The sequence below is a fragment of the Lactiplantibacillus sp. C232 genome (assembly GCF_023806725.1).
In the GTDB taxonomy this organism is placed as follows: Bacteria; Bacillota; Bacilli; order Lactobacillales; family Lactobacillaceae; genus Lactiplantibacillus; species Lactiplantibacillus plantarum.
The window spans coordinates 79,710-99,774 of the sequence record NZ_JAMSKZ010000010.1 but is presented as its reverse complement, the minus strand read 5'-3'; the positions used below and the strand labels follow the sequence as shown (position 1 = coordinate 99,774).

The following is a 20,065-nucleotide window of genomic DNA, read 5'->3' as shown; positions in this document are numbered from 1 at the left end:
TGCATGTGAATGATTGGAAGCGAATTTGACTGTCTCAATCTGACCACTTGCCACGTGAATGAGACCACTTGCCTTTAAAAGTGAGACACGATGGTCATATGCGGGTATGCTGACGGTATTCTAAGTGGGAGATGGTAACCATGTTATTAACAACGCATCATTTAACCAAAACTTATCGGCAACGCGTCGCTGTCAATGATATTAACTTACAAGTGACGACGGGGAGCTTGACTGCTATCATAGGCCCAAACGGCGCTGGTAAGAGTACGTTGATCAAAATGCTGATTGGTCAGTTGGTACCAAGCGCTGGTACGATTGAGTTACAGACGACTAAACAAGTTGGGGTCGTTTTTCAAAACAGTGTTTTGGATTCAGAACTAACGGTTGTTGAAAATTTACAGTTGCGTGCCCATCAGTATCACTATTTACCAAAGCACCGAGTTGAACAGCTCGGAGCACAATTGGGATTGACACGCTTTTTGCATCAGCGTTATGGGACACTTTCTGGTGGTCAAAAGCGGCGGGTTGATATTGCCCGGGCATTGCTCAATCAGCCGGAAATCTTGTTTTTAGATGAACCGACGACGGCCTTGGATATTCAAACTAGGACGGCAATTTGGCACTTGTTGCATCAGTTGCAACAGCAAGAACACTTGACGATTATTTTGACGACTCATTACTTGGATGAAGCGGATACAGCCGATAATGTTTACGTGATTGCGTCAGGACAGGTAATTGCTAATGGGACGGCGACCAGTATTAAGCAGCAATATGCTCAACAACGGCTTGTGTTGACAGCGGCGCCAACATGTGTGTCCGCAGTATTGAAGCGACTACCACCAATGAAAGTGGACGTGGCAGGCAATCAAGTGAGTTGCGTTGTACCTAATATGACGATAGCCTTACAGGTCTTGGATACTTGTCGTATGTTATTAACAAATTTTGAATTTCATCCGGGAACTATGAATGAGGCATTCATGACCTTAACAGGAAAGGAGCTGGTTTAAATGTTGGCATTGATTAAGCGTAACTATCTGTTATACTTTCGCAATCGGAGCGGGGTGTTATTGTCACTATTGAGTGCTGCAATCTCATTTATCTTATACTTGGTTTTTCTCAAACAAGGTATGCACCGCGACTGGGCACAACTGCCCCAAGCCAACCAATTATTGGACAACTGGCTAATTAGTGGGACGTTAGCACTCACGGGAATCACAACGACACTAGCTGGTTTGAATCAACTGGTTTGGGATCGGGAACGACAGATTCAGACGGACTTATTGTTAACTGATGCCGGGCCGCTTCAGTTACAGGTGAGTTATTTAGTTAGCGCGACCATCGTTGGAATCGTGATGCAGCTCTTGATGTTCTTCGGCATGTGGGGGTATTTTAATGCAGCGGATGGCTTAACCATCTCCGGCTCAGAATTGTTGGCCGTCTTTGGTTTGATTGTCGTTAGCGCCGCCTTTGCGACCCTGGTCAATGCGGTTATTTTGAAGCGGGTCCGAGCAGTTGATAATCTTGGTAAAATAGCAACGATTCTCGGCACTGCGGCTGGCTTTTTAGTTGGAATCTATATTCCGGTTGGGTCGTTACCGTCATTTGCTCAGACTTTAGTCAAACTGACACCAGGAAGTTACGTGGCGTCGCTATATCGGCAAGCATTAATGTCCGACACGCTCAACCATGTTTTCAATCATCAAATGACGGCACAAGCCCATTTTGAACGATTGATGGGTGTCCGACTGAACTGGTCAGGATTATTGACGACCTCCCAAACATATCAGATAATGGGATATATCTTTTTAGGCTGCTTGTTAGCAGTGTTGATAGCACCGTATCGACAGCGACGTCGCATACAACGACTAAATTAAAATGGGGTGGTCAAGGTGGTCCAAAGTCAGTTTATACAGGATGAACAGGTAGCGGCAACACAGCCGGAGGTGTTAGTTAAGGCACCGGTACTGAATCAGCCAGTTCGAGTGCTGATGACGTACATTGACCAATTTGAAACAGGGCAACCGGCGATCTTACCGGTGAAAACGACCGAGCAATTGATGATGGTAAAAATCATCGATATTATTCTGGCGGATGTCCAACATGGTCAGCTGATGATTTACACACAGACAGGCATCGTGACCAGTAAGGAGCCACTGATCCATTTTCGGCAACGACTGGCAAACTCTGACTTTGTTCAAGTTTCGAAACATGCTGTTCTGAATCTTAACCATCTAATAACCTTGAGTGATAGCTTTTCGGGTAATATGACGGCAAGATTGACTAATCAGGTTAAAACTGAGGTGAGCCGGAAGTATGTAAAGTCACTGATGACTAGTTTAGGGGTTTAGGAGGATAGCGATGAAGGTTTTCTTACGGCGAATAATGAGTGGGTGTGGTTATGGTGCGGTTGCCTACCTTGTTCTGCTTGCATTGGGAGTTCAGGCGACGCGTCCCACGCCAATGAATATCGTGAGTGTATTGGTGATGAGTTCGTTGATTGGGTTGCTGACCTTAATATTTGACGTTGAACAACTATCAGAATTAGGAGCGTTATTGTTGCATGTTGGTGGTACGTTAGTTCTTGTCATTGGTATGTTAGGTTTTAATCACTGGCACGTGACGATTGTTTTCTGGGGTTTGTTCACAGGTGTCTACCTAGTACTCTGGGGTACGGTCCGCTTCAATCAATATTTGAAGGTTACCAAGATTAACCAAGCGTTGGCTAAACGGCAACCCACGACAGCGACCCGGCCGCACTCATAGTGTTAAACAGGAGTGCACGTGCTGATCGATGACAGCGTCAGTGATTTATTGAACAATTCAAGTGCTGGACCTGGTCACTCGAATGGTTATTATGAGAAATGGTCCTTTGCAATTGAATTTTCATAAAAAAGTCAGTATGATAATGAAGTAGTTTAAATTAAGGTCGATTTTATATAGATAGGATGTTGATGGCTGTGAAAATGATCAAGGTACACGGTTCTGGTAACGATTTTTATTTATTGGATCAAACACAATTTCAAGCACCGTTATCGGATGCGGATTTGAAGCAATTGGCAATTAACATTTGTAAACGTGACGGCGCAGGTTTGTACGATGGCGCTGATGGCGTGTTGGTTGTTGATAAATCAGAACATCCACAAGTACTTGGTCGGATGCGGGTCATTAATGCGGACGGGACGGAAGCTAGCATGTGCGGTAATGGGCTACGGACCGTTGCTCGTTATTTGGGCACGCAAAATAGTCAGGAAGACTTCCGGGTTCAGACGATGTATGCGGACTTAAAGGTGCAGGCCGTTGCTGATTTTGCGGCCCACGTCCCAGCTTACAGTGTTGAAATTTCACCCGTAACTTTCGACGCGCAGACACTTGGCATGCATGCGAATAACGATGCGACGACAATTATTAATGAAAAGATTCCAGCGCTGTCTGCTGACTTGAAATTCTCAGCTGTGGCGGTGCCTAATCCGCATTTGATTGCGTTCGTTGACCATGATACGTTGGTTGGCCCCGAATTAGGACGTATCGGTGAATGGATGAATGATGGTAAAAACCAAATTTTCCCTGATGGCGTCAACGTTAGTTTTGTGGAAGTCTTAGGACCAAATTCAATTTTTGTACGCACGTTTGAACGCGGGGTTGGTTTTACCAATGCTTGTGGGACTGCGATGTCGGCTTCCTCATTGATGTACGTGTTATTACACCAAGAAAGTACCGATTTTAATCAAGAAATCCACGTCACCAATCCTGGTGGGATGGTCAAAACCGTTGTTCACCAAGGTGCCGATGAAGAATACTGGATGGAATTGATCGGTAACGCGACGTTCGTCCGGATCGTGACTTTGCCATTAGAAGATGCGCTTCAGGGCGACTACAGCCCAGCTACCGCAACGGAAACTGGTGAGCAGGTTGCTTATGAAGATTTCGTCGCTAACCTTGCAAAGGCCTAATGGCGATTAGTGTCAATTGGTCCGCTTGATTTTAAGAATTGGAAAAATGGGTTAAGGAGCCAAATTGGTCGCTCGTTAGCCCATTTTTTGCGGGTTCGTTAAAATTACCGAAATCGCCCAGTTGAAAATTGCAATCGAGCTAAAAAATCGGTATCCTTATTGAGAGAGCAGACACTGAAAGGGGTTCTTGATCAATGACATTTGAGGAACGGGTTCAGAGTCGTCAGTTGGTTTATCAAGGCGGGTTGGTACAGGTCGAACGACAAGAAGTCACTTTACCAGATCAAACGACGGCAACACGTGAAATTGTGCGACACCAGCCGGCCGTCGCGATGCTGATGATTACCGCGCAACATAAAATGATTGTTGAACAACAGTGGCGCGCTGCAACCGGTGGGCTGACCGTCGAGATTCCGGCTGGTAAGGTCGAATCCGGTGAGACCATGGACCAGGCGGCCGTCCGCGAATTAAATGAGGAAACCCGATTGACAGCTCAGCACTTAGAAGCAGTCGCCCAATTCTACACGTCACCCGGGTTTACGGACGAACTAATGAAGTTGTACGTTGCTACCGGTCTGAGTGCGGTTGCAACGGCATTCCCACAAGACCCTGACGAACAAATTAGGCTCATCAAGCTGGACCTCGCGACGGCTGTCAGTCAAGTTCAGACTGGTCAGATTCAGGATGCCAAAACCGTAATGGCGATTTGGTACTGGCAAAGTCACCCTGAGTTAGGAGTTGAAGCATAGTGGCAGATGATGATCGACTCACCAGACAGCAATATCGACAACAACGTAGCCAGCCAACTGGTCACGATACTCAGGAACAAGAATCACCAACGGCCGAACCCAGTGCATCCCGACAAGCGTATGCTGCTGAGAACAACCGGGCTGTTGAAGAAGCCAAGACGAAACGGCTAGCCCGCAAATTGAATTGGGCGATTGCTGGACTAGTCGTTGGGATTATTATTGTCTTTTTAATTTTATTTTTAACACCATAGAAAGTAGGCGCTAGGCTCACATGAAATTTGGAATTATTTGTGCGATGGAAGAAGAACTTAAAACGTTACGGGATGCTTTGCAAGACGAAAAGATCGTTAATATTAAGGATATTACGTTCTATGATGGGACAATTGATCAGCAGGAAGTTGTCTTAGTGCAATCAGGCATTGGTAAAGTGCAAGCTGGTATGACTACGGCTTTAATGATTACTAACTTTGATGTGGACGTTGTCATCAACTCTGGTTCTGCAGGTGGGATTGGCGCTGGTTTGCATGTCGGTGACGTTGTCGTAGCTAAGGCAACTGCTTATCACGATGTTGATGCGACGGCCTTTGACTACGAATATGGCCAATTACCACAACAGCCACTATACTACGAAACGGATGCCAATTGGGTAAAGCAAATCATGGCGGCGGCCAAGGCAACCGGTTTGAATGCCAAGACTGGACTGATTGTTTCCGGTGACCAATTTATCGCAGGTAAGGCGGCTACCGATAAGATTTTAGCACACTTTCCAGAAGCACTATCTAGTGAAATGGAGGGCGCCGCAATTGGTCAAGCTTGTCACCAGTTCCAGACGCCATATGTGGTGATTCGCGCGATGTCTGATGTCGGTGATGAAAATGCCGGTGTTAGTTTTGACGAATTTATCCTGGAAGCGGGTAAGCAGTCCGCAGCGATGTTACTTGCATTATTTGCGGCGCAAAATTAGTCAGATGTATCGCAGCGATGCTAATAACTAAGAATTATTTAGAAGGAAGTATGATGTAATGAAGCAAGTGTACCTAGACAATGCGGCAACGACCCCAATGGCAGCGTCCGTTATTCAGACGATGACGGATCAAATGACGAATACGTTTGGCAATGCTTCAAGCACCCACGCATTCGGTCGGGCCGCCCGTGAAGTTTTAGACGATAGTCGGCACGTGATTGCCCAAAGCATTAACGCAGCTGACGATGACATTATCTTTACCAGTGGTGGTACAGAAAGTGATAATACGGCGGTGATGCAGACCGCGTGGACGCGCCAACATTTAGGCAAGCATATTATTACGACGGCAATCGAACATCAAGCAATTCTTAAATCGACTGCTTTTTTGGCAGAACATGGGTTTGAGATTACTTATTTACCCGTGAATGAACAGGGACAAATTAGTCTGGATGATTTGAAGGCGGCACTACGTCCTGATACGATTCTCGTCTCAATCATGACCGGGAATAATGAAGTTGGTTCACAGATGCCAATCCATGAAATTGGTGAATTGTTAAAGGATCACCAGGCATGGTTCCATACGGATGCAGTGCAGGCCTACGGGTTGTTGGATATTGATGTGCAACGGGATCATATTGACATGTTGTCCACCTCAGCACATAAAATCAATGGGCCTAAATTCTTGGGCTTCTTGTATAGACGCAATGGCATTAACTTTCCTAGCTTTGTCAAGGGTGGCGAACAGGAAGATAAGCGCCGTGCCGGTACTGAAAATATCCCGGCAATCGCGGGCTTTGCCACGGCCGTGCAAGAACTGACGACCGCTGAGAAAGCCCACCGGCAGGCTAAGTATCGTGAGTTCAAGCAATACATCGTTGACCAGTTAACGGCTAACGGAGTTGATTTTGAAGTCAACGGGTCCCTCGGTGAGCATAACTTGCAACACGTTTTGAACTTATGGATCAAAGGGGTATCGACCTATACAATGCAAACTAACCTGGACTTAGGTGGTGTCGCAGTTTCTGGGGGCTCCGCATGTACGGCGGGGAGCCTAGAACCATCACACGTTTTAATTGCAATGTATGGTGAAGACTCTCCCCGGATCAGCGAGTCGATTCGGTTGAGCTTTGGTCGCTATACTACTAAGGCTGATCTGGATCAGTTTGTAACGGTGCTGACGAAGACGACGCAGCGCTTATTAAAAAAGCAGGGGGCGTGACGATGGCATACACAACAACGGTTAAACTAGATGGGGATACTAAGACGTATACGCTGAGTCCAACGGTCAAGAAATACACGTTGATGGATTTGGGTTTTGTGAAGGGTCGCTCGGGCGCGTTTAGTTTTGAACGTTCCTTGGATCCCACTTCACCCTATCAAGCGGCTTTCAAGCTGAAGATGACAGTCAATGCGGATTTGACTGGGTTTAAGATGACGACGGTAACGGGCAATGGTGTCCAACGGGCAAATATTTTCAAAAATGACGCCCATCCGGAAGCTGTTGAACAATTACGGTATATTTTAGCTAACTTTATTGAACGGGATGTCCTCACGACGGACTAATCAGGGAACGCCTGGCTTGCAGCCGGCGTTTTCTTTGTTATAATGGAACTTACTGGACTTGTACGACCTTCAAATCGTGGATTCTCCAGAATCTTTTGGAAATGATGGTGAAAAGTATGACTGATCACAGTAACACGCGTGTCGTTGTCGGCATGAGTGGTGGTGTTGATTCATCCGTAGTGGCGTTGCTCTTGAAGCAGCAAGGTTATGACGTGGTGGGCGTGTTTATGAAGAATTGGGACGATACGGACGAAAATGGTGTCTGTACCGCGACCGAAGATTATAAAGATGTTGCCAAAGTGGCAGATAAAATTGGGATTCCTTATTACTCGATTAACTTCGAGAAGGAATATTGGGACCGGGTCTTCACGTACTTCTTAGACGAATACAAGAAGGGACGCACACCGAACCCCGATGTTATCTGCAACAAAGAAATTAAGTTTAAGGCGTTTTTAGATTACGCGATGGATTTAGGGGCGGATTACATTGCCACTGGTCATTACGCGCGGTTACAACATGATGAAGATGGCACGATGCACCTTTTGCGTGGTGTTGACAGCAACAAGGACCAAACTTATTTCTTAAGTCAGCTGGATTCGAAGACCTTACAAAAGGTGATGTTCCCACTTGGCGAAATGGTGAAGCCTGACGTTCGTAAGCTTGCTTTAAACGCGGGCTTGGCAACAGCTAAGAAGAAGGACTCCGTTGGGATCTGCTTCATTGGCGAAAAGAACTTCAAGGAATTCCTAGGCCATTACTTACCAGCAACACCAGGTAAGATGATGACTTTCGATGGTCAAGTAAAGGGTGAGCACGCCGGGCTGATGTATTACACGATTGGCCAGCGCCGCGGACTTGGTATCGGTGGTGATGGTGAGGATAACGAGCCATGGTTTGTGGTCGGTAAAGATCTGAAGAAAAATATTCTGTATGTTGGCAAGGGCTACCATAATCCGCACCTGTACGCAACCCACTTAAAGGCGTCCGACTTACACTTTGTGACTGATGAAGACTTAGGTAATGACTTCCACGTGACGGCAAAGTTCCGTTACCGGCAAAAAGATTCTGGTGTGACGGTGCATTTTAATGATGACCACACGGAAGTTACCGTGACTTTTGATGATCCAGTTCGGGCGATTACTCCTGGACAGGCCGTTGTCTTCTACAACGGTGAGGAATGCTTAGGTTCCGGTATGATTGACGCTGCTTATAATGATGAGCGCGTCTTACAGTATGTTTAGTTCGTAATTGGTTTACCGCTGATCAAGCTGAGCTTGATTAGCGGTTTTTTTGTATGTATTGGGTCGGCCGTGGCCGGCGTACGTCAAAGCTTAGGTCGGACTTGCTTTTCTTGGCTAGGTTGATTAAGCTAAATGGAGTATGATCAATCGGACTGATTGGTTATAATCGATAAGCTGTTGTGGGATGGAATGATTATGAGACAATTAGCACATTTTAAATTTTTTGATACGCTATCTAAGAAAATGGTAGCCGGTTTTATTATCTTAATTCTGATTGGGACAGTCTTACTGAGCCTCCCATGGGCGACGCCAGCGAACGTGCACACGTCGTTGATCGATGTGTTGTTTACGTCGGCATCAGCGACATGTATTACTGGGCTGACCGTCGTCAATACTGCTGCGCACTGGACAACGTTTGGTCAATTGGTGATTCTGGTACTTTCGGAGGTCGGTGCGCTGGGCTACATGACCTTTGCGGTACTCCTCTTTAATATTATGCGTCGTCAGATCGGTCTCTCTACGCAGTTGATGGTCAAGGCCTCCCTGAATTTGGAACGATTGAGTGATACTAAAAGCGTTATGAAGTATGTCGTGGGTTTGTCACTGCTCTTTCAGCTAGGCGGTCTTGGGTTGCTCGCAATTGATTTTGTACCTCGATTTGGTTGGCGTCACGGATTGTATGTGTCACTATACCATGCGGTTATGTCATTTTGTAATGCCGGTTTTGATGTGTTTGGCGATAGTCTGCAAGGCTTTCGTAATGATCCATACGTCTTGACGGTCACGATGATCCTAATTATTGCGGGTGGCCTTGGATTTTTAGTTTGGCGTGACGTGCTGCTGTACCATACGCGTAAGCGACTGACTTTAAATTCCAAACTGACCTTACTCACAACTTTCAGTTTATTTGTCATCGGTTTTGTCTTGTTGTTGATCACTGAACGTGACTTGGAACTGTTGCCAACCGGAATGTCGTGGGTCAACCGAACGATCAATACGCTGTTTTTAAGTGTTACCCCCCGGACAGCGGGTTTAATCACAATGCCTACTCAAGGATTGCAAGCGGGGAGTTTATTGGTCATTATGATTCTGATGTTCGTTGGTGGGACGCCTGGATCGACTGCGGGTGGGATCAAGACGACAACGTTTGGCGTTTTGATGTTCCAAAGTATTGCCCAGCTACGTGGTCGCCGTGATGTTGAGTTTAGTCATCGTCGTTTTAGTCAGGAGAATATCAATCGGGCGCTAATGCTGATTTTCTTGGCTAGTATTGTGCTGACAGTGGCAACACTGATCTTAACGCAGACTGAAAAAATTCCGAAGGGCTTCGGGTTGGAATACGTTTTGTTTGAAGTGTTATCAGCATTTGGAACCGTCGGACTCAGTTTGGGATTGACGCCCAATCTGACTTTGATTGGGAAGATTGTAATCATGATGCTAATGTTTATTGGCCGGGTGGGGATCTTCACGTCACTCTACGCGCTTTCCAGACGTCAAGCTAGGGTGAACTTGATCCGTTATCCGGCAGAAAATATTTTGATTGGTTAGGTGGGCAACATGCGAAAAAGTTTTGCTGTATTTGGTCTAGGACGGTTTGGTGAGAGTGTTGTTCGGGCGCTTGCCGCAGCTCATCAGGATGTTTTGGCCGTTGATATTAACGAAGAACCAGTTAACGAGCTAATGGACGTGGCGACACAGACAATGATTGCTGATACCCGTGACGAGCAGGTGTTGCGTGATTTGAACGTCGATACGTTTGATTATGTGATTATTGGGATTGGCAATAATATGGAAGCCAGTATTCTGACGACGATGTTGAGCAAGGAGCAGGGGGCGAAAAAGGTCATCGCCAAGGCCGAAACTAGCGACCAGGGGCGGGTCCTTGAACGGGTCGGCGCTGACCAAGTCGTATTTCCGGAACGTGATATGGGTCAGGGCATTGCCCACCGCATCCTTTCCAACCATATTTTAAACTTTATTGACTTAAGTGATGAGTATACGTTGGCCGCAATCGAGATTACGGATCCGAACTTTGTTAATCAGAATCTGATCGATTTAAAGATCCGGCAACGTTTTGGTCTGACGGTAATTGCAATCAAACACGAGAAACACATTGATGTCTCGCCCAAGCCGACGGATATGATGGCCCTCCATGATGTGATTACTGTGGTTGGTCCAGTTAAGGGCGTTATTGCGTTAGATGAAGCGTTAAAAAAATAAATGAATTAATGATGTAAAAACATCAAGGACAACGGGCCTTGATGTTTTTTTGGTTACAAGGGTGACTGGGTATCCACGTTGTGGCCGGTTATCACCAGGCGTTTAATTAATATGGAAAGTTAATGAATCAAAACATAACCCACAGTTTCGATTGGTATACATGATAAACTATGGTTGGCGTCAGGGGAAGAGGACGGTGAAAGCGGAATCATAAAGTGATTAGTAAACTAATATGGTAGCAGGCGACTGGAAAAGCAGTCGATTGAGAAGGAGGAAGCAACATGCGAACTTTTAAATTAATGACCGGGTTGAGTGGTGGCGCAACTTTACTATCACTTGCGCTAATGCCCCTAGCGGCGTTAGCGGCCGGACCCGGAACAGCAAGCAACAATTTGACGACAGTTTCGTCTGGTTATGTTGCGGATAGCACGGGTAATGCGGAAGCGTTATCGAATGCACAATTTACGGTTATGCCCGGTGAATTAACGTTGGATGCTGTGCCAAATATCGCGTTAAGTTCGACCAACGTTAAGAATATTGCATCTGCTGCCACAACGTTAAATGCAACAAGTAGCAATACGTCGGGAGGCAGTGGCTATGATGGCAATGGTAGTGGCAATTTAAACGTTAGCGACTTTCGGGGAAATCATGCTGGCTGGACGTTGACAGTTGGGATGGGACCGTTTAGTTCGGGAGCGGCTAAAGTTGACTCGGCCACATTGAATTTGAATATGACCAAGGGTAACGCTGACAATGCTAATACTGCCGCGCCGACCGCATTGAGTTTGAATCAGAGCGAAGTGACAAACGGATGGGTCGCGAGCCCACAAACGTTATGGAATGCTGCTGCAGATAGTGGTGAAGGTTCAAATACAGCGACGACTGCCACGAGCAGTTCATTGCAAGTCGGTAAGCAGTCCAATATTTCTGCTGGAACTTACACAGCAACGCTTTACTGGACGCTTCAAAATGCACCAGCAGCTGCTGCAGCAACACCAAAAGCAGCTTCATAGGTTCAGCTGATCATCGCGCGTCGTTATTCAATGATTAAGTGAAGTGGGGGTGTTTAGAATGCGATGGAAACAAATCGGTCAGTGGTGGTTATTAGTGTTGGCATTGCTACTAGGCGGGCTTTTAGGGTCATTACCTGGTCAAGCGGCATCTAACACACCCGCATCGGGTTTTATTCTGACACCCCTACTGCCCAAGGATCAACTAGATAAGCAGGCGGGTTACTTTAATATGAAGGTCACGCCGGGAACGACGTCAACGTTCAGAGTCTCCGTCAGCAATCCTGGTAAATCAGCAATTACGTTGCAGGTAACACCGGTCAACGCAACGACCTCAGATGCAGGCAGCGTCGCGTACGTGCCGTCTAAGCGGCATGACCCATCTGCCACGACGACGTTTACTGACATGACGTCAAGTGGCGTCGTAGTTAAGTTAGCGGCTCATCAAGCGAAAACGGTGGCTTTTAAGACCACGATTCCCAAGTCTGGGTTCCAAGGGGAGGTGTTAGGTGGCCTCTTTGTCACCAATCCAACCGCCAATGCGGCCCGGCCAACGACGAGTCAAGGTTTTATGTTGAAGAATCGCTATGCAGAGGTTACAGCGGTGGCGCTTTGGTGTCAGCCGCAAGTGACGATTCCAGTTAAGTTAGTCCTCGATGAAGTCAAAGTGACGCCCACCAATGGGCAACCAGTACTCTTTGCCAAACTCCGTAATCTGACGCCGACACTTTTTGGACAACTCAAAATTCAAGCACGCGTTATTCAACGCACGACGGGAAAAACCGTTGCCACGCAGCAACTTAAATCAGGATCAATGGCACCGAATAGCTGGTTTAACTATCAAGTCGCGTTGGGCACGCAAAACTTAGCCGCAGGGAAGTACCGACTAAAATTGCATCTAACGAGCGGCCAGCGTGTCTGGGATTTCACCCGTGACTTTACCTTGACTGCAGAACGGGCGCAACAACATAATCATCATCTGGTTGGACCGCGTCAGGTCAACTGGTGGCTGTGGGGTGCAGTGGCACTAGTCATTCTCTTAGCACTTCTAATGGCGGCGTACTGGTTTGGCCAGCGGCGTTCGCGTAAGGAGTGAGGAACGATGAGAAAGTTGATCAAGGCTTGTGGCCTAATGGTGATAAGTATGCTGGTTGGTTTAGGTATCGTCACGAGTGCCTTAGCAGCCAAAACGGCGCCCCAATCGCCAAGCAGTCCACCGAGTTCCGTCTTAGGTTTGAATCTATCGGGCGGTTTTTCACAACAGCCAATCGATTCAAATGTGATTGGTGGCAACTCAGTAACGCTGTCGGTTCGGGCCCAGCGCAGTGCGCTTGAGGCGGCGACAAGTCTGTTGAGTGGTCGCAAGTACGTTTGGTGGGAATCGACGGATGAGGGGCAAACCTATCAGAAGATTGGCACTAATAGTCGAACCTATACTTTCAATGCGCCGCAAGTGACCAAAACAACGCATCTTTATTTTCAGGTCCAGTATGATTTCTCTGGTGTTGGGGCGTTTCCTGATTATTGGTCCAAAATCGCGAAAGTGACGGTCACGCCAGCCCGGGTGGTAACGACTGGCATCAAAGTGACGAGTGATGACGCGTGGCTCAATAATGCACAAACGACCATGGTACATGCAGCACTGACGCCAGAGGAAGCAACGGATCCAATTACTTGGAAGAGTAGTGACCCGTCACTTGCGGCAGTTGATGAATATGGGAATGTGACCGCAGCGGATGCCGCCACGGATAATTCCGGAAAAGCGGATGATCACGGAACTGTCACGATTACCGGAACCTCTAATGGTCTGAGTGATAGCGTCAAAATTTTGGTTGGAGCGTTACAAGATGTGACGGTCGTAGAAGGGACGCCGGCAACATTTACATTACCAGCATTGCCCGAGGGGGTGACTGTTAGCAATTGGTATCGTGTCAAGAATGGTAAGGCTACAGCCCTCAATGTCACGGATACGAGTTATACGGTCAAGGTACCGACCAATGCGGATGATGATGGAACGGCCTACTATGCGAGTCTAAGCTATCCGGTCAATGGCAAGCCACAGACGGTGACGACCAACGCCGCTTTGCTAACAGTTAAGAGTGGTGGGCGGTTATCATTGAGTGCCGTTCCTAATTTTAATTTTGGAACGTTAAACCTGCAGCGACTTGCACAAGGCACTGACTTGGCGACAGACCCGACGGCCGTAAAAGCTAATGACGGTTATGACGGTAATAATGACTATCGGTTGGCCGTGGTTGATGACCGGACTGTTGGGGCTGACTGGCAGTTAATGGCGAGTCTGAGTCCCTTTACTGCTGGAAATACAACAATCAAGACGGCTCGGTTAATGCTCAAAGACTCGACGGGAGTGCTCAATCAAACGATACCAACGGATGGTTCGACAACCAGCGTTTACCGGCAAACTGGTCATCAGAGTCAAACTTTTGATGTGGCACCTAGTTCATTACAGTTACCAGCAACACCATTGGCAACGCCTGGTGAGTATCAAAGCATTATTACTTGGACCTTGGCGATTGTGCCCGCTGCATAATAATTAGTGGTGGTAAGTAGTGTTTCAAAGCTACTTACCACTTTTTTGTTAAAGCAGGGTAATGCTGGAGTTGAAGTTGGTTCGGCTGATTTAGTTTACATAATTATATTTTTATTAAGTAGATTGGAAAAACGACGATTTACTCTTACGGCTGAGTAGTACGGTGAATAACAGCCATTGGCAGTATGGCGTAGCAGTTGCATACTTAGTGGCTAAAAGATACCATGCCCGGTCAACTGATCGCGTTTATCAAATAATAGCGTGATGATCGTTAAAATTCGTGAACAGATTTTGAAAATCAGTCTGAAAACTGTCATAATATAGAACGTAAGACGTGTTGCGAGCGTGACGAAGTATCACGACCATCCGCCACGTCATTTGAAGTATTAACAGGGTTGGCCTAACGGCGATTGACGATGAGTTGCAATGATACTGCTGAATCATCGCAACCGTTATTCAGTTTGGAGGGGCCATTGCTCGAAAATAAGATCAAATCAAGACACTAGAGTAAGGAAGTAAGCAATTGACAAAACTATTATTTGTTCGCCATGGGAAAACAGAGTGGAATCTTGAGGGGCGCTATCAAGGCTCTCAGGGAGATTCACCATTATTACCGACTAGTTATCAAGAAATTCATGAATTGGCAGCGGCGCTCCAGGATATTCGGTTTAGTCATATCTATGTCAGTCCGTTAAAACGGGCGCGTGATACAGCGATGACACTACGTAATGATTTGACACAATCAGAGTTACCCATAACGGTACTGAGTCGTTTACGGGAGTTCAATCTCGGTAAGATGGAAGGAATGGCCTTCACGGATGTTGAAGCTACGTATCCGGCCGAATTCGACGCGTTTCGAAATCATCCGGATCAGTATGACCCGACAGCGATTCAGGGGGAGAGCTTTCAACAACTGCTGAAGCGGATGACTCCCGCTATTAAGCAAATTGTTCAAGCAAATCCACGTCGCGATGACAATGTTTTGATCGTTAGTCATGGTGCGGCCTTGAATGCCTTGGTCAACTCATTATTGGGAGCGACACTGGCGACGTTACGGCAACGGGGTGGCTTGTCGAATACGTCAACAACAATTTTAGAGACGCGTGACCGTGGTCAACATTTTAAGCTATTAGATTGGAATGACACCTCATACCTATCACGGCGGCCCGATGCAACTGATACGATTTAATATAGAAGGAAGTGGTTCGGATGGCAAAAACATCACGTCCTAGCAAAGCTAAACAGCAAGCACTAGTCCATCAACTCATTGGCAAGATTGATGCACAGCCCGAGGACTACCATGCTTATTATGAACTAGTGGTATTATTAACGGCTGGTCAAGATTTTGAACAGGCAGAGGCGTTAGCAATGAAGGCGTTGGGAAAGTTTGACCACCAACAACCCGCAGCCGACTACCTGCGTTATGCGTTGGGAAATGTCTATTATCAAGCTCAAACTTATGACAAAGCGTTACCATATTATCAACAAATTACGGATGATCAACTAAAACAGGATGCTTATTTAATGAGTGCACAAGCTTTAATGGCCCAACACGATTACCAACATGCCCTAGTCTGGGCCATTACGGCTCAAGAGGCACGTCCACAACAACTTGACGCTAATTTGTTAGTAGCAGACATATTACTTGCATTAGGCAATAATCAGCAAGCATCGGATTACTATCAACGCGCATATAAGATTGATTCGCAATCTGGGCGAGCTGCTTTTAACCTTGGACTGACCGCAATGGTACTGGGGAAACCGTATGCCACCTGGTTTGAACGCGCGCATAAATTGGACAGTCAATATTTTAAAAGTCATCAGCAACAGCTAACGGATATTGAAAAAATGTTAGCCGCACAAGCAGATAATCAAAATCACTAATTTAGGAGGATTTCCGTGACGGACGAACAAGCACATTTATTTTCCGACGATATTGGTCGGGAACCGGTCACACACTTTATCGTCGGTAAAGTCGCTGCCGTTTTTTTTAGCAGTGCCGATAGTTTTTATAAAGTCTTATTAGTCAAAGTAACTGAACAGAACATTGATTGGTCGGAAGATGAGATCGTTGTTACTGGAAATTTTGCGGATATTCAGGAGGAGACAACGTATCGTTTTACCGGTAAAACGGTCACGCATCCCAAATACGGGGTTCAGTTTCAAGCGGATAATTATCAAAATGAAACGCCCACGACACGCGCAGGCTTGATTGCCTATCTATCTGGTAGTGATTTTCCTGGGTTGGGTAAGCGGACTGCTGAGCGAATCGTCGATACTTTGGGCGAAGATGCCATTGATCAAATTTTAGCTGATCCGAAGGTTTTAAAACCAATCGGACTTCGGGCCAGCGTTCAGACGACTTTGATCGACACGCTCACGGTCAATAACGGTTTGGAGCAAACTATCATTGGACTTAATGCGTACGGTTTTGGGAGTCGGTTAGCTGCGGCCATCTATGCACGCTATCAAGGTGACACTTTGGCTAAGATTCAAGAGAACCCGTACTGTTTGGTTGAGGATATCAAAGGCGTCGGGTTCAAAAAAGCGGATCAAATTGCGGCCCAACTTAAAATTGATCCCCAAGCGGATGACCGGTTAAAGGCGGCCCTATTGACTGAGATTAATGAGCTGTGCGTGGAAAACGGTGATACGTATACCACGGCTCAACCGTTGCTGAATCAAACGTTGCAACTACTTGAGAATGCTCGCAATGTTCAAATTGATCCTTCGAAGCTGGCTGATCAGTTGGTCGTCTTGGCGAAGGAAAATAAAATCGTGGGTGACGAGAATCGTATCTACTTGCGCGGCCTCTATGAAGCCGAGTGGCGCGTTGCGGAACATTTACAACGGTTGTTAGCCGCCGATAATGATGAAAAATTGTCTGAACGTGCCGTGGATCATGCTATCGAGCATGTCGGTCGAGCTAGCAACATTACTTATGATGAATCACAAACCGAAGCACTAAAAGCGGCGATTACGGCGCCTGTTTTTCTACTAACTGGGGGACCGGGGACTGGTAAAACGACCATTATCCGTGGCTTAGTCGCGCTCTATGCGGAATTACACGACGTTGCACTAGATATCAATCAGTATAAGGATAAGCCTTTTCCAATTCTGTTGGCGGCACCGACTGGACGGGCAGCCAAGCGGATGGCTGAAACGACTGGGCTCCCAGCTAGTACTATTCATCGGTTGCTTGGGTTGACGGGGCGTGAAGATGGTCCCGAGGAGCCTAGTAAGGAATTAGATGGGGGCCTCCTGATTATTGACGAAATGTCGATGGTTGACACGGTACTGTTTCAGCAGTTACTGACGGCGATTCCAAGTCACATGCAAGTCATTCTTGTTGGCGATAAGGATCAACTGCCATCGGTAGGAGCCGGGCAAGTGTTTCATGATTTATTGAAGTTTAGTGAACTGCCCCAAATTGAGTTAACGACAATCTACCGGCAGGGCAATGATTCCAGTATTATTCCGTTGGCCCACGCCATCAAAGATGGTTATTTACCGGCCGATTTTGCCGTCAACCAACCGGATCGCTCATTTATTGCCTGCAACGCTTATCAAGTCAATCACATTGTTGAACAAGTTGTGGCACGTGCCAAGGCGAAGGGCTTCAGTGCTGAGGAGGTACAAATTCTGGCCCCGATGTATCGCGGCACTGCCGGGATCGATCAGCTGAATACCACGGTTCAGAAAATCTTTAATCCGTTGAAGAGTGCCCGTCAGAAGCATCTAACGTATAACGGTCAAGATTTTCGGGTCGGTGATAAGGTCCTGCACCTCGTTAATTCACCCGAGGATAATGTTTTTAATGGCGACATTGGTAAAATCGTCGGTATCGATCTGGCAAATGATTCTCACAATGAATCGAAGAAAGACCAGATCACGATTGCCTTTGATCAAAATGAAGTGACTTATCAACGCAATGAATGGAATCGATTGACATTAGCGTACAGTATGTCGATCCACAAGTCTCAAGGGAGCCAGTTTAAAATGGTGATTCTGCCACTGGTACCACAATTTGCACGGATGCTACAACGCAATCTACTGTATACTGCCGTGACACGTGCTGAACAAATGCTGATCCTGTTAGGTGATAGTCAATCATTTGAGCGGAGCGTTACCAATGAATCGGTTAATCGCCAAACCACACTGACGAAACGGTTACAACAAGTCTTTTGCGGGGATACCGTATCCGATGAAACGGCCACTATTGCGACTACTGACCAAGCAGAGGCAATGCCAGCCGGCGAAAAAGCGACGGCGGTTAAGAAAGTTGCTTCTGACGAGGAGTCGGCCACTGAAAAAACTCAGGAACCGAGTTCCCAGTCTGCTGGACCAACAATTTTGACCCCAGCGCTAGTCAGCGCTGGCCGAATCGATCCGATGATTGGCATGAATGGTATCACGCCAGCTAATTTCATGCCGCAAGTAGCTAATTGATAATTAATTGGTTATTGCAACTGAAATTACGGTGAACGACACATTGTCGGCGACGCTCATTATGCAAGAAAATTTGCTTGTGTGCGGTTTTTAGCCGTGGTTACTGCTATAATCAAAGTAGCAAAATCATCAAACAACTTTTATGGAGGTCGTTATGTCAACAGATCAATCTTATGCCAAACTGAAACTGTTTGCCCTGAATTCGAACCTACCGTTAGCCGAAAAAATTGCGCAGCGGGTCGGAATTCCACTCGGCAAAAGTTCCGTAAAGCGGTTTAGTGATGGTGAAATTCAGATCAACATCGAAGAAAGTATTCGTGGGGCGGAAGTTTTCGTCATTCAATCTATTTCGGAACCGGTCAATGATACAATATTAGAATTATTGATCATGATCGATGCCTTAAGACGTGCTAGTGCCAGTCAGATTAACGTGGTTATTCCTTATTACGGGTACTCACGTCAAGATCGCAAAGCGCGTTCACGTGAGCCCATTACTGCGAAATTAATTGCAACGTTATTGGAAAAGGACCGGGCCAGTCGAGTCTTGACGGTCGATTTGCACGCCGCACAGATTCAAGGATTCTTTGATATTCCGGTTGATCATTTATTTGCGGCCCCACTCTTGGCAAGTTATTTTAAAGATCGCGGCATTACCGATAATCTCGTCGTCGTGTCACCAGATCATGCCGGTGTTTCGCGGGCACGTAAGATGGCAGAACTATTGGGGGCCCCAATTGCGATTATTGATAATCGACACCCAGATGATGATGACCTAGTGCCAAGTAGTATTATTGGTGATGTGAAAGGGCGCGTCGCCATTGTGATCGATGATATGATTGATACGGGAACCCGGTTCGATGTCTCGGCAGATGCTTTAGCACAAGCGGGAGCAGCGACCGTATACGGCTGTGCGACTCACGCAATCTTTTCACAGGATGCAGTGGCTAAATTACAGGCTTCCAAGTTCGAGAAAGTCATCGTGACGGATACGATTCAGATCCCAGCGGATAAACAATTTGATAAGTTGGTGCAACTTTCGGTTGGTCCATTATTGGGTGATGCAATCAAATTAGTACATGAACAGCAACCAGTTGATCGGTTGTTTGATCCTCGCATCTAGATCGCAACTTTAAGCACATTAACCTACAAAAAGGTTAATGTGCTTTTTGGTTCGTTTACTGAATAGCGTAACTCGTCCAAACAGTGCAACTAATTACTTGAAGTAATCAAAAGATAACATTCCGTTTATATGCATAAACGTTGCTATAACAGCCAAATGCGCCGCTTTGGCATTGGCAAACGTTTTTTAAAATAACCGGACTGTTTTGTAAAAAAACGAGCGATTCTAGTTTGTATTTTGGTAAATTG

Annotated in this window: 20 protein-coding genes; all 20 read left to right on the top strand. The window is 46.5% G+C overall.

Annotated elements, in window-relative coordinates; genetic code table 11:
* Positions 1–140: 140 nt before the first annotated feature.
* The 20 genes from MZO41_RS10780 (at position 141) to MZO41_RS10685 (ending at position 19,817) form a co-directional block, all read left to right on the top strand.
* Positions 141–1,007: an ABC transporter ATP-binding protein gene (locus MZO41_RS10780; RefSeq protein ID WP_013355687.1), complete on the top strand. Its 867-nt coding sequence runs from the start codon at positions 141–143 to the stop codon at positions 1,005–1,007.
* The gene (locus tag MZO41_RS10775) at positions 1,008–1,874 is read left to right on the top strand and encodes an ABC transporter permease (RefSeq protein WP_013355686.1); all 867 of its coding nucleotides are present in this window, start codon (positions 1,008–1,010) and stop codon (positions 1,872–1,874) included.
* Positions 1,875–1,889: 15 nt separating this feature from the next.
* The gene (locus tag MZO41_RS16990) at positions 1,890–2,348 is read left to right on the top strand and encodes a LytTR family DNA-binding domain-containing protein (protein WP_013355685.1); all 459 of its coding nucleotides are present in this window, start codon (positions 1,890–1,892) and stop codon (positions 2,346–2,348) included.
* 10 nt (positions 2,349–2,358) lie between these two features.
* Positions 2,359–2,763 (top strand): DUF3021 domain-containing protein, encoded by a 405-nt coding sequence (locus tag MZO41_RS10765; RefSeq protein WP_013355684.1) that lies wholly within the window; start codon positions 2,359–2,361, stop codon positions 2,761–2,763.
* Positions 2,764–2,951: 188 nt separating this feature from the next.
* Positions 2,952–3,950, top strand: a complete 999-nt coding sequence (dapF, locus tag MZO41_RS10760) for a diaminopimelate epimerase (protein WP_003645933.1) — start codon at positions 2,952–2,954, stop codon at positions 3,948–3,950.
* 194 nt (positions 3,951–4,144) lie between these two features.
* A complete protein-coding gene (locus tag MZO41_RS10755) occupies positions 4,145–4,699 on the top strand; it encodes an NUDIX hydrolase (RefSeq protein ID WP_003640847.1) in 555 nt (184 codons plus the stop codon).
* On the top strand, positions 4,699–4,950 hold the full coding sequence (locus MZO41_RS10750; protein WP_003640846.1) for a hypothetical protein: 252 nt from the start codon (positions 4,699–4,701) through the stop codon (positions 4,948–4,950). The genes MZO41_RS10755 and MZO41_RS10750 overlap by 1 nt, the downstream gene beginning before the upstream one ends.
* A gap of 20 nt (positions 4,951–4,970) precedes the next feature.
* Positions 4,971–5,663 (top strand): 5'-methylthioadenosine/adenosylhomocysteine nucleosidase, encoded by a 693-nt coding sequence (locus MZO41_RS10745; protein WP_003640845.1) that lies wholly within the window; start codon positions 4,971–4,973, stop codon positions 5,661–5,663.
* Positions 5,664–5,721: 58 nt separating this feature from the next.
* A complete protein-coding gene (locus MZO41_RS10740; RefSeq protein ID WP_003640844.1) occupies positions 5,722–6,882 on the top strand; it encodes a cysteine desulfurase family protein in 1,161 nt (386 codons plus the stop codon).
* Positions 6,883–6,884: 2 nt separating this feature from the next.
* Positions 6,885–7,226, top strand: coding sequence for a DUF1831 domain-containing protein (locus tag MZO41_RS10735; protein ID WP_003640843.1), 342 nt, complete (start codon positions 6,885–6,887; stop codon positions 7,224–7,226).
* A gap of 95 nt (positions 7,227–7,321) precedes the next feature.
* Positions 7,322–8,467, top strand: coding sequence for a tRNA 2-thiouridine(34) synthase MnmA (gene mnmA, locus MZO41_RS10730; protein WP_015640584.1), 1,146 nt, complete (start codon positions 7,322–7,324; stop codon positions 8,465–8,467).
* A 189-nt stretch (positions 8,468–8,656) separates the two neighbouring features.
* Positions 8,657–10,015, top strand: coding sequence for a TrkH family potassium uptake protein (locus tag MZO41_RS10725; protein WP_003644601.1), 1,359 nt, complete (start codon positions 8,657–8,659; stop codon positions 10,013–10,015).
* Positions 10,016–10,024: 9 nt separating this feature from the next.
* Positions 10,025–10,687 (top strand): potassium channel family protein, encoded by a 663-nt coding sequence (locus MZO41_RS10720; protein ID WP_003644600.1) that lies wholly within the window; start codon positions 10,025–10,027, stop codon positions 10,685–10,687.
* A 281-nt stretch (positions 10,688–10,968) separates the two neighbouring features.
* Complete coding sequence (locus MZO41_RS10715) at positions 10,969–11,700, top strand: WxL domain-containing protein (protein WP_003644599.1); 732 nt, start codon at positions 10,969–10,971, stop codon at positions 11,698–11,700.
* Positions 11,701–11,758: 58 nt separating this feature from the next.
* Positions 11,759–12,793, top strand: a complete 1,035-nt coding sequence (locus MZO41_RS10710; RefSeq protein WP_003640838.1) for a WxLIP family cell surface protein — start codon at positions 11,759–11,761, stop codon at positions 12,791–12,793.
* A gap of 6 nt (positions 12,794–12,799) precedes the next feature.
* The gene (locus tag MZO41_RS10705; RefSeq protein WP_003640837.1) at positions 12,800–14,248 is read left to right on the top strand and encodes a WxL domain-containing protein; all 1,449 of its coding nucleotides are present in this window, start codon (positions 12,800–12,802) and stop codon (positions 14,246–14,248) included.
* 523 nt (positions 14,249–14,771) lie between these two features.
* A complete protein-coding gene (locus tag MZO41_RS10700) occupies positions 14,772–15,437 on the top strand; it encodes a histidine phosphatase family protein (RefSeq protein ID WP_003640836.1) in 666 nt (221 codons plus the stop codon).
* 20 nt (positions 15,438–15,457) lie between these two features.
* Positions 15,458–16,132, top strand: coding sequence for a tetratricopeptide repeat protein (locus MZO41_RS10695; RefSeq protein WP_013355680.1), 675 nt, complete (start codon positions 15,458–15,460; stop codon positions 16,130–16,132).
* 15 nt (positions 16,133–16,147) lie between these two features.
* Positions 16,148–18,697, top strand: coding sequence for an SF1B family DNA helicase RecD2 (recD2, locus tag MZO41_RS10690; RefSeq protein ID WP_013355679.1), 2,550 nt, complete (start codon positions 16,148–16,150; stop codon positions 18,695–18,697).
* A 154-nt stretch (positions 18,698–18,851) separates the two neighbouring features.
* Positions 18,852–19,817, top strand: coding sequence for a ribose-phosphate diphosphokinase (locus MZO41_RS10685; RefSeq protein ID WP_003645927.1), 966 nt, complete (start codon positions 18,852–18,854; stop codon positions 19,815–19,817).
* Positions 19,818–20,065 lie beyond the last annotated feature (248 nt).

Excerpts from the sequence above, each read along its gene's own strand:
- MZO41_RS10780 (WP_013355687.1), top strand. The coding sequence starts at position 141 with ATGTTATTAACAACGCATCATTTAACCAAAACTTATCGGCAACGCGTC.
- MZO41_RS10775 (WP_013355686.1), top strand. The coding sequence starts at position 1,008 with ATGTTGGCATTGATTAAGCGTAACTATCTGTTATACTTTCGCAATCGG.
- MZO41_RS10765 (WP_013355684.1), top strand. The coding sequence starts at position 2,359 with ATGAAGGTTTTCTTACGGCGAATAATGAGTGGGTGTGGTTATGGTGCG.
- dapF (WP_003645933.1), top strand. The coding sequence starts at position 2,952 with ATGGCTGTGAAAATGATCAAGGTACACGGTTCTGGTAACGATTTTTAT.
- MZO41_RS10755 (WP_003640847.1), top strand. The coding sequence starts at position 4,145 with ATGACATTTGAGGAACGGGTTCAGAGTCGTCAGTTGGTTTATCAAGGC.
- MZO41_RS10745 (WP_003640845.1), top strand. The coding sequence starts at position 4,971 with ATGAAATTTGGAATTATTTGTGCGATGGAAGAAGAACTTAAAACGTTA.
- MZO41_RS10740 (WP_003640844.1), top strand. The coding sequence starts at position 5,722 with ATGAAGCAAGTGTACCTAGACAATGCGGCAACGACCCCAATGGCAGCG.
- MZO41_RS10735 (WP_003640843.1), top strand. The coding sequence starts at position 6,885 with ATGGCATACACAACAACGGTTAAACTAGATGGGGATACTAAGACGTAT.
- MZO41_RS10725 (WP_003644601.1), top strand. The coding sequence starts at position 8,657 with ATGATTATGAGACAATTAGCACATTTTAAATTTTTTGATACGCTATCT.
- MZO41_RS10720 (WP_003644600.1), top strand. The coding sequence starts at position 10,025 with ATGCGAAAAAGTTTTGCTGTATTTGGTCTAGGACGGTTTGGTGAGAGT.
- MZO41_RS10715 (WP_003644599.1), top strand. The coding sequence starts at position 10,969 with ATGCGAACTTTTAAATTAATGACCGGGTTGAGTGGTGGCGCAACTTTA.
- MZO41_RS10710 (WP_003640838.1), top strand. The coding sequence starts at position 11,759 with ATGCGATGGAAACAAATCGGTCAGTGGTGGTTATTAGTGTTGGCATTG.
- MZO41_RS10705 (WP_003640837.1), top strand. The coding sequence starts at position 12,800 with ATGAGAAAGTTGATCAAGGCTTGTGGCCTAATGGTGATAAGTATGCTG.
- MZO41_RS10695 (WP_013355680.1), top strand. The coding sequence starts at position 15,458 with ATGGCAAAAACATCACGTCCTAGCAAAGCTAAACAGCAAGCACTAGTC.
- MZO41_RS10685 (WP_003645927.1), top strand. The coding sequence starts at position 18,852 with ATGTCAACAGATCAATCTTATGCCAAACTGAAACTGTTTGCCCTGAAT.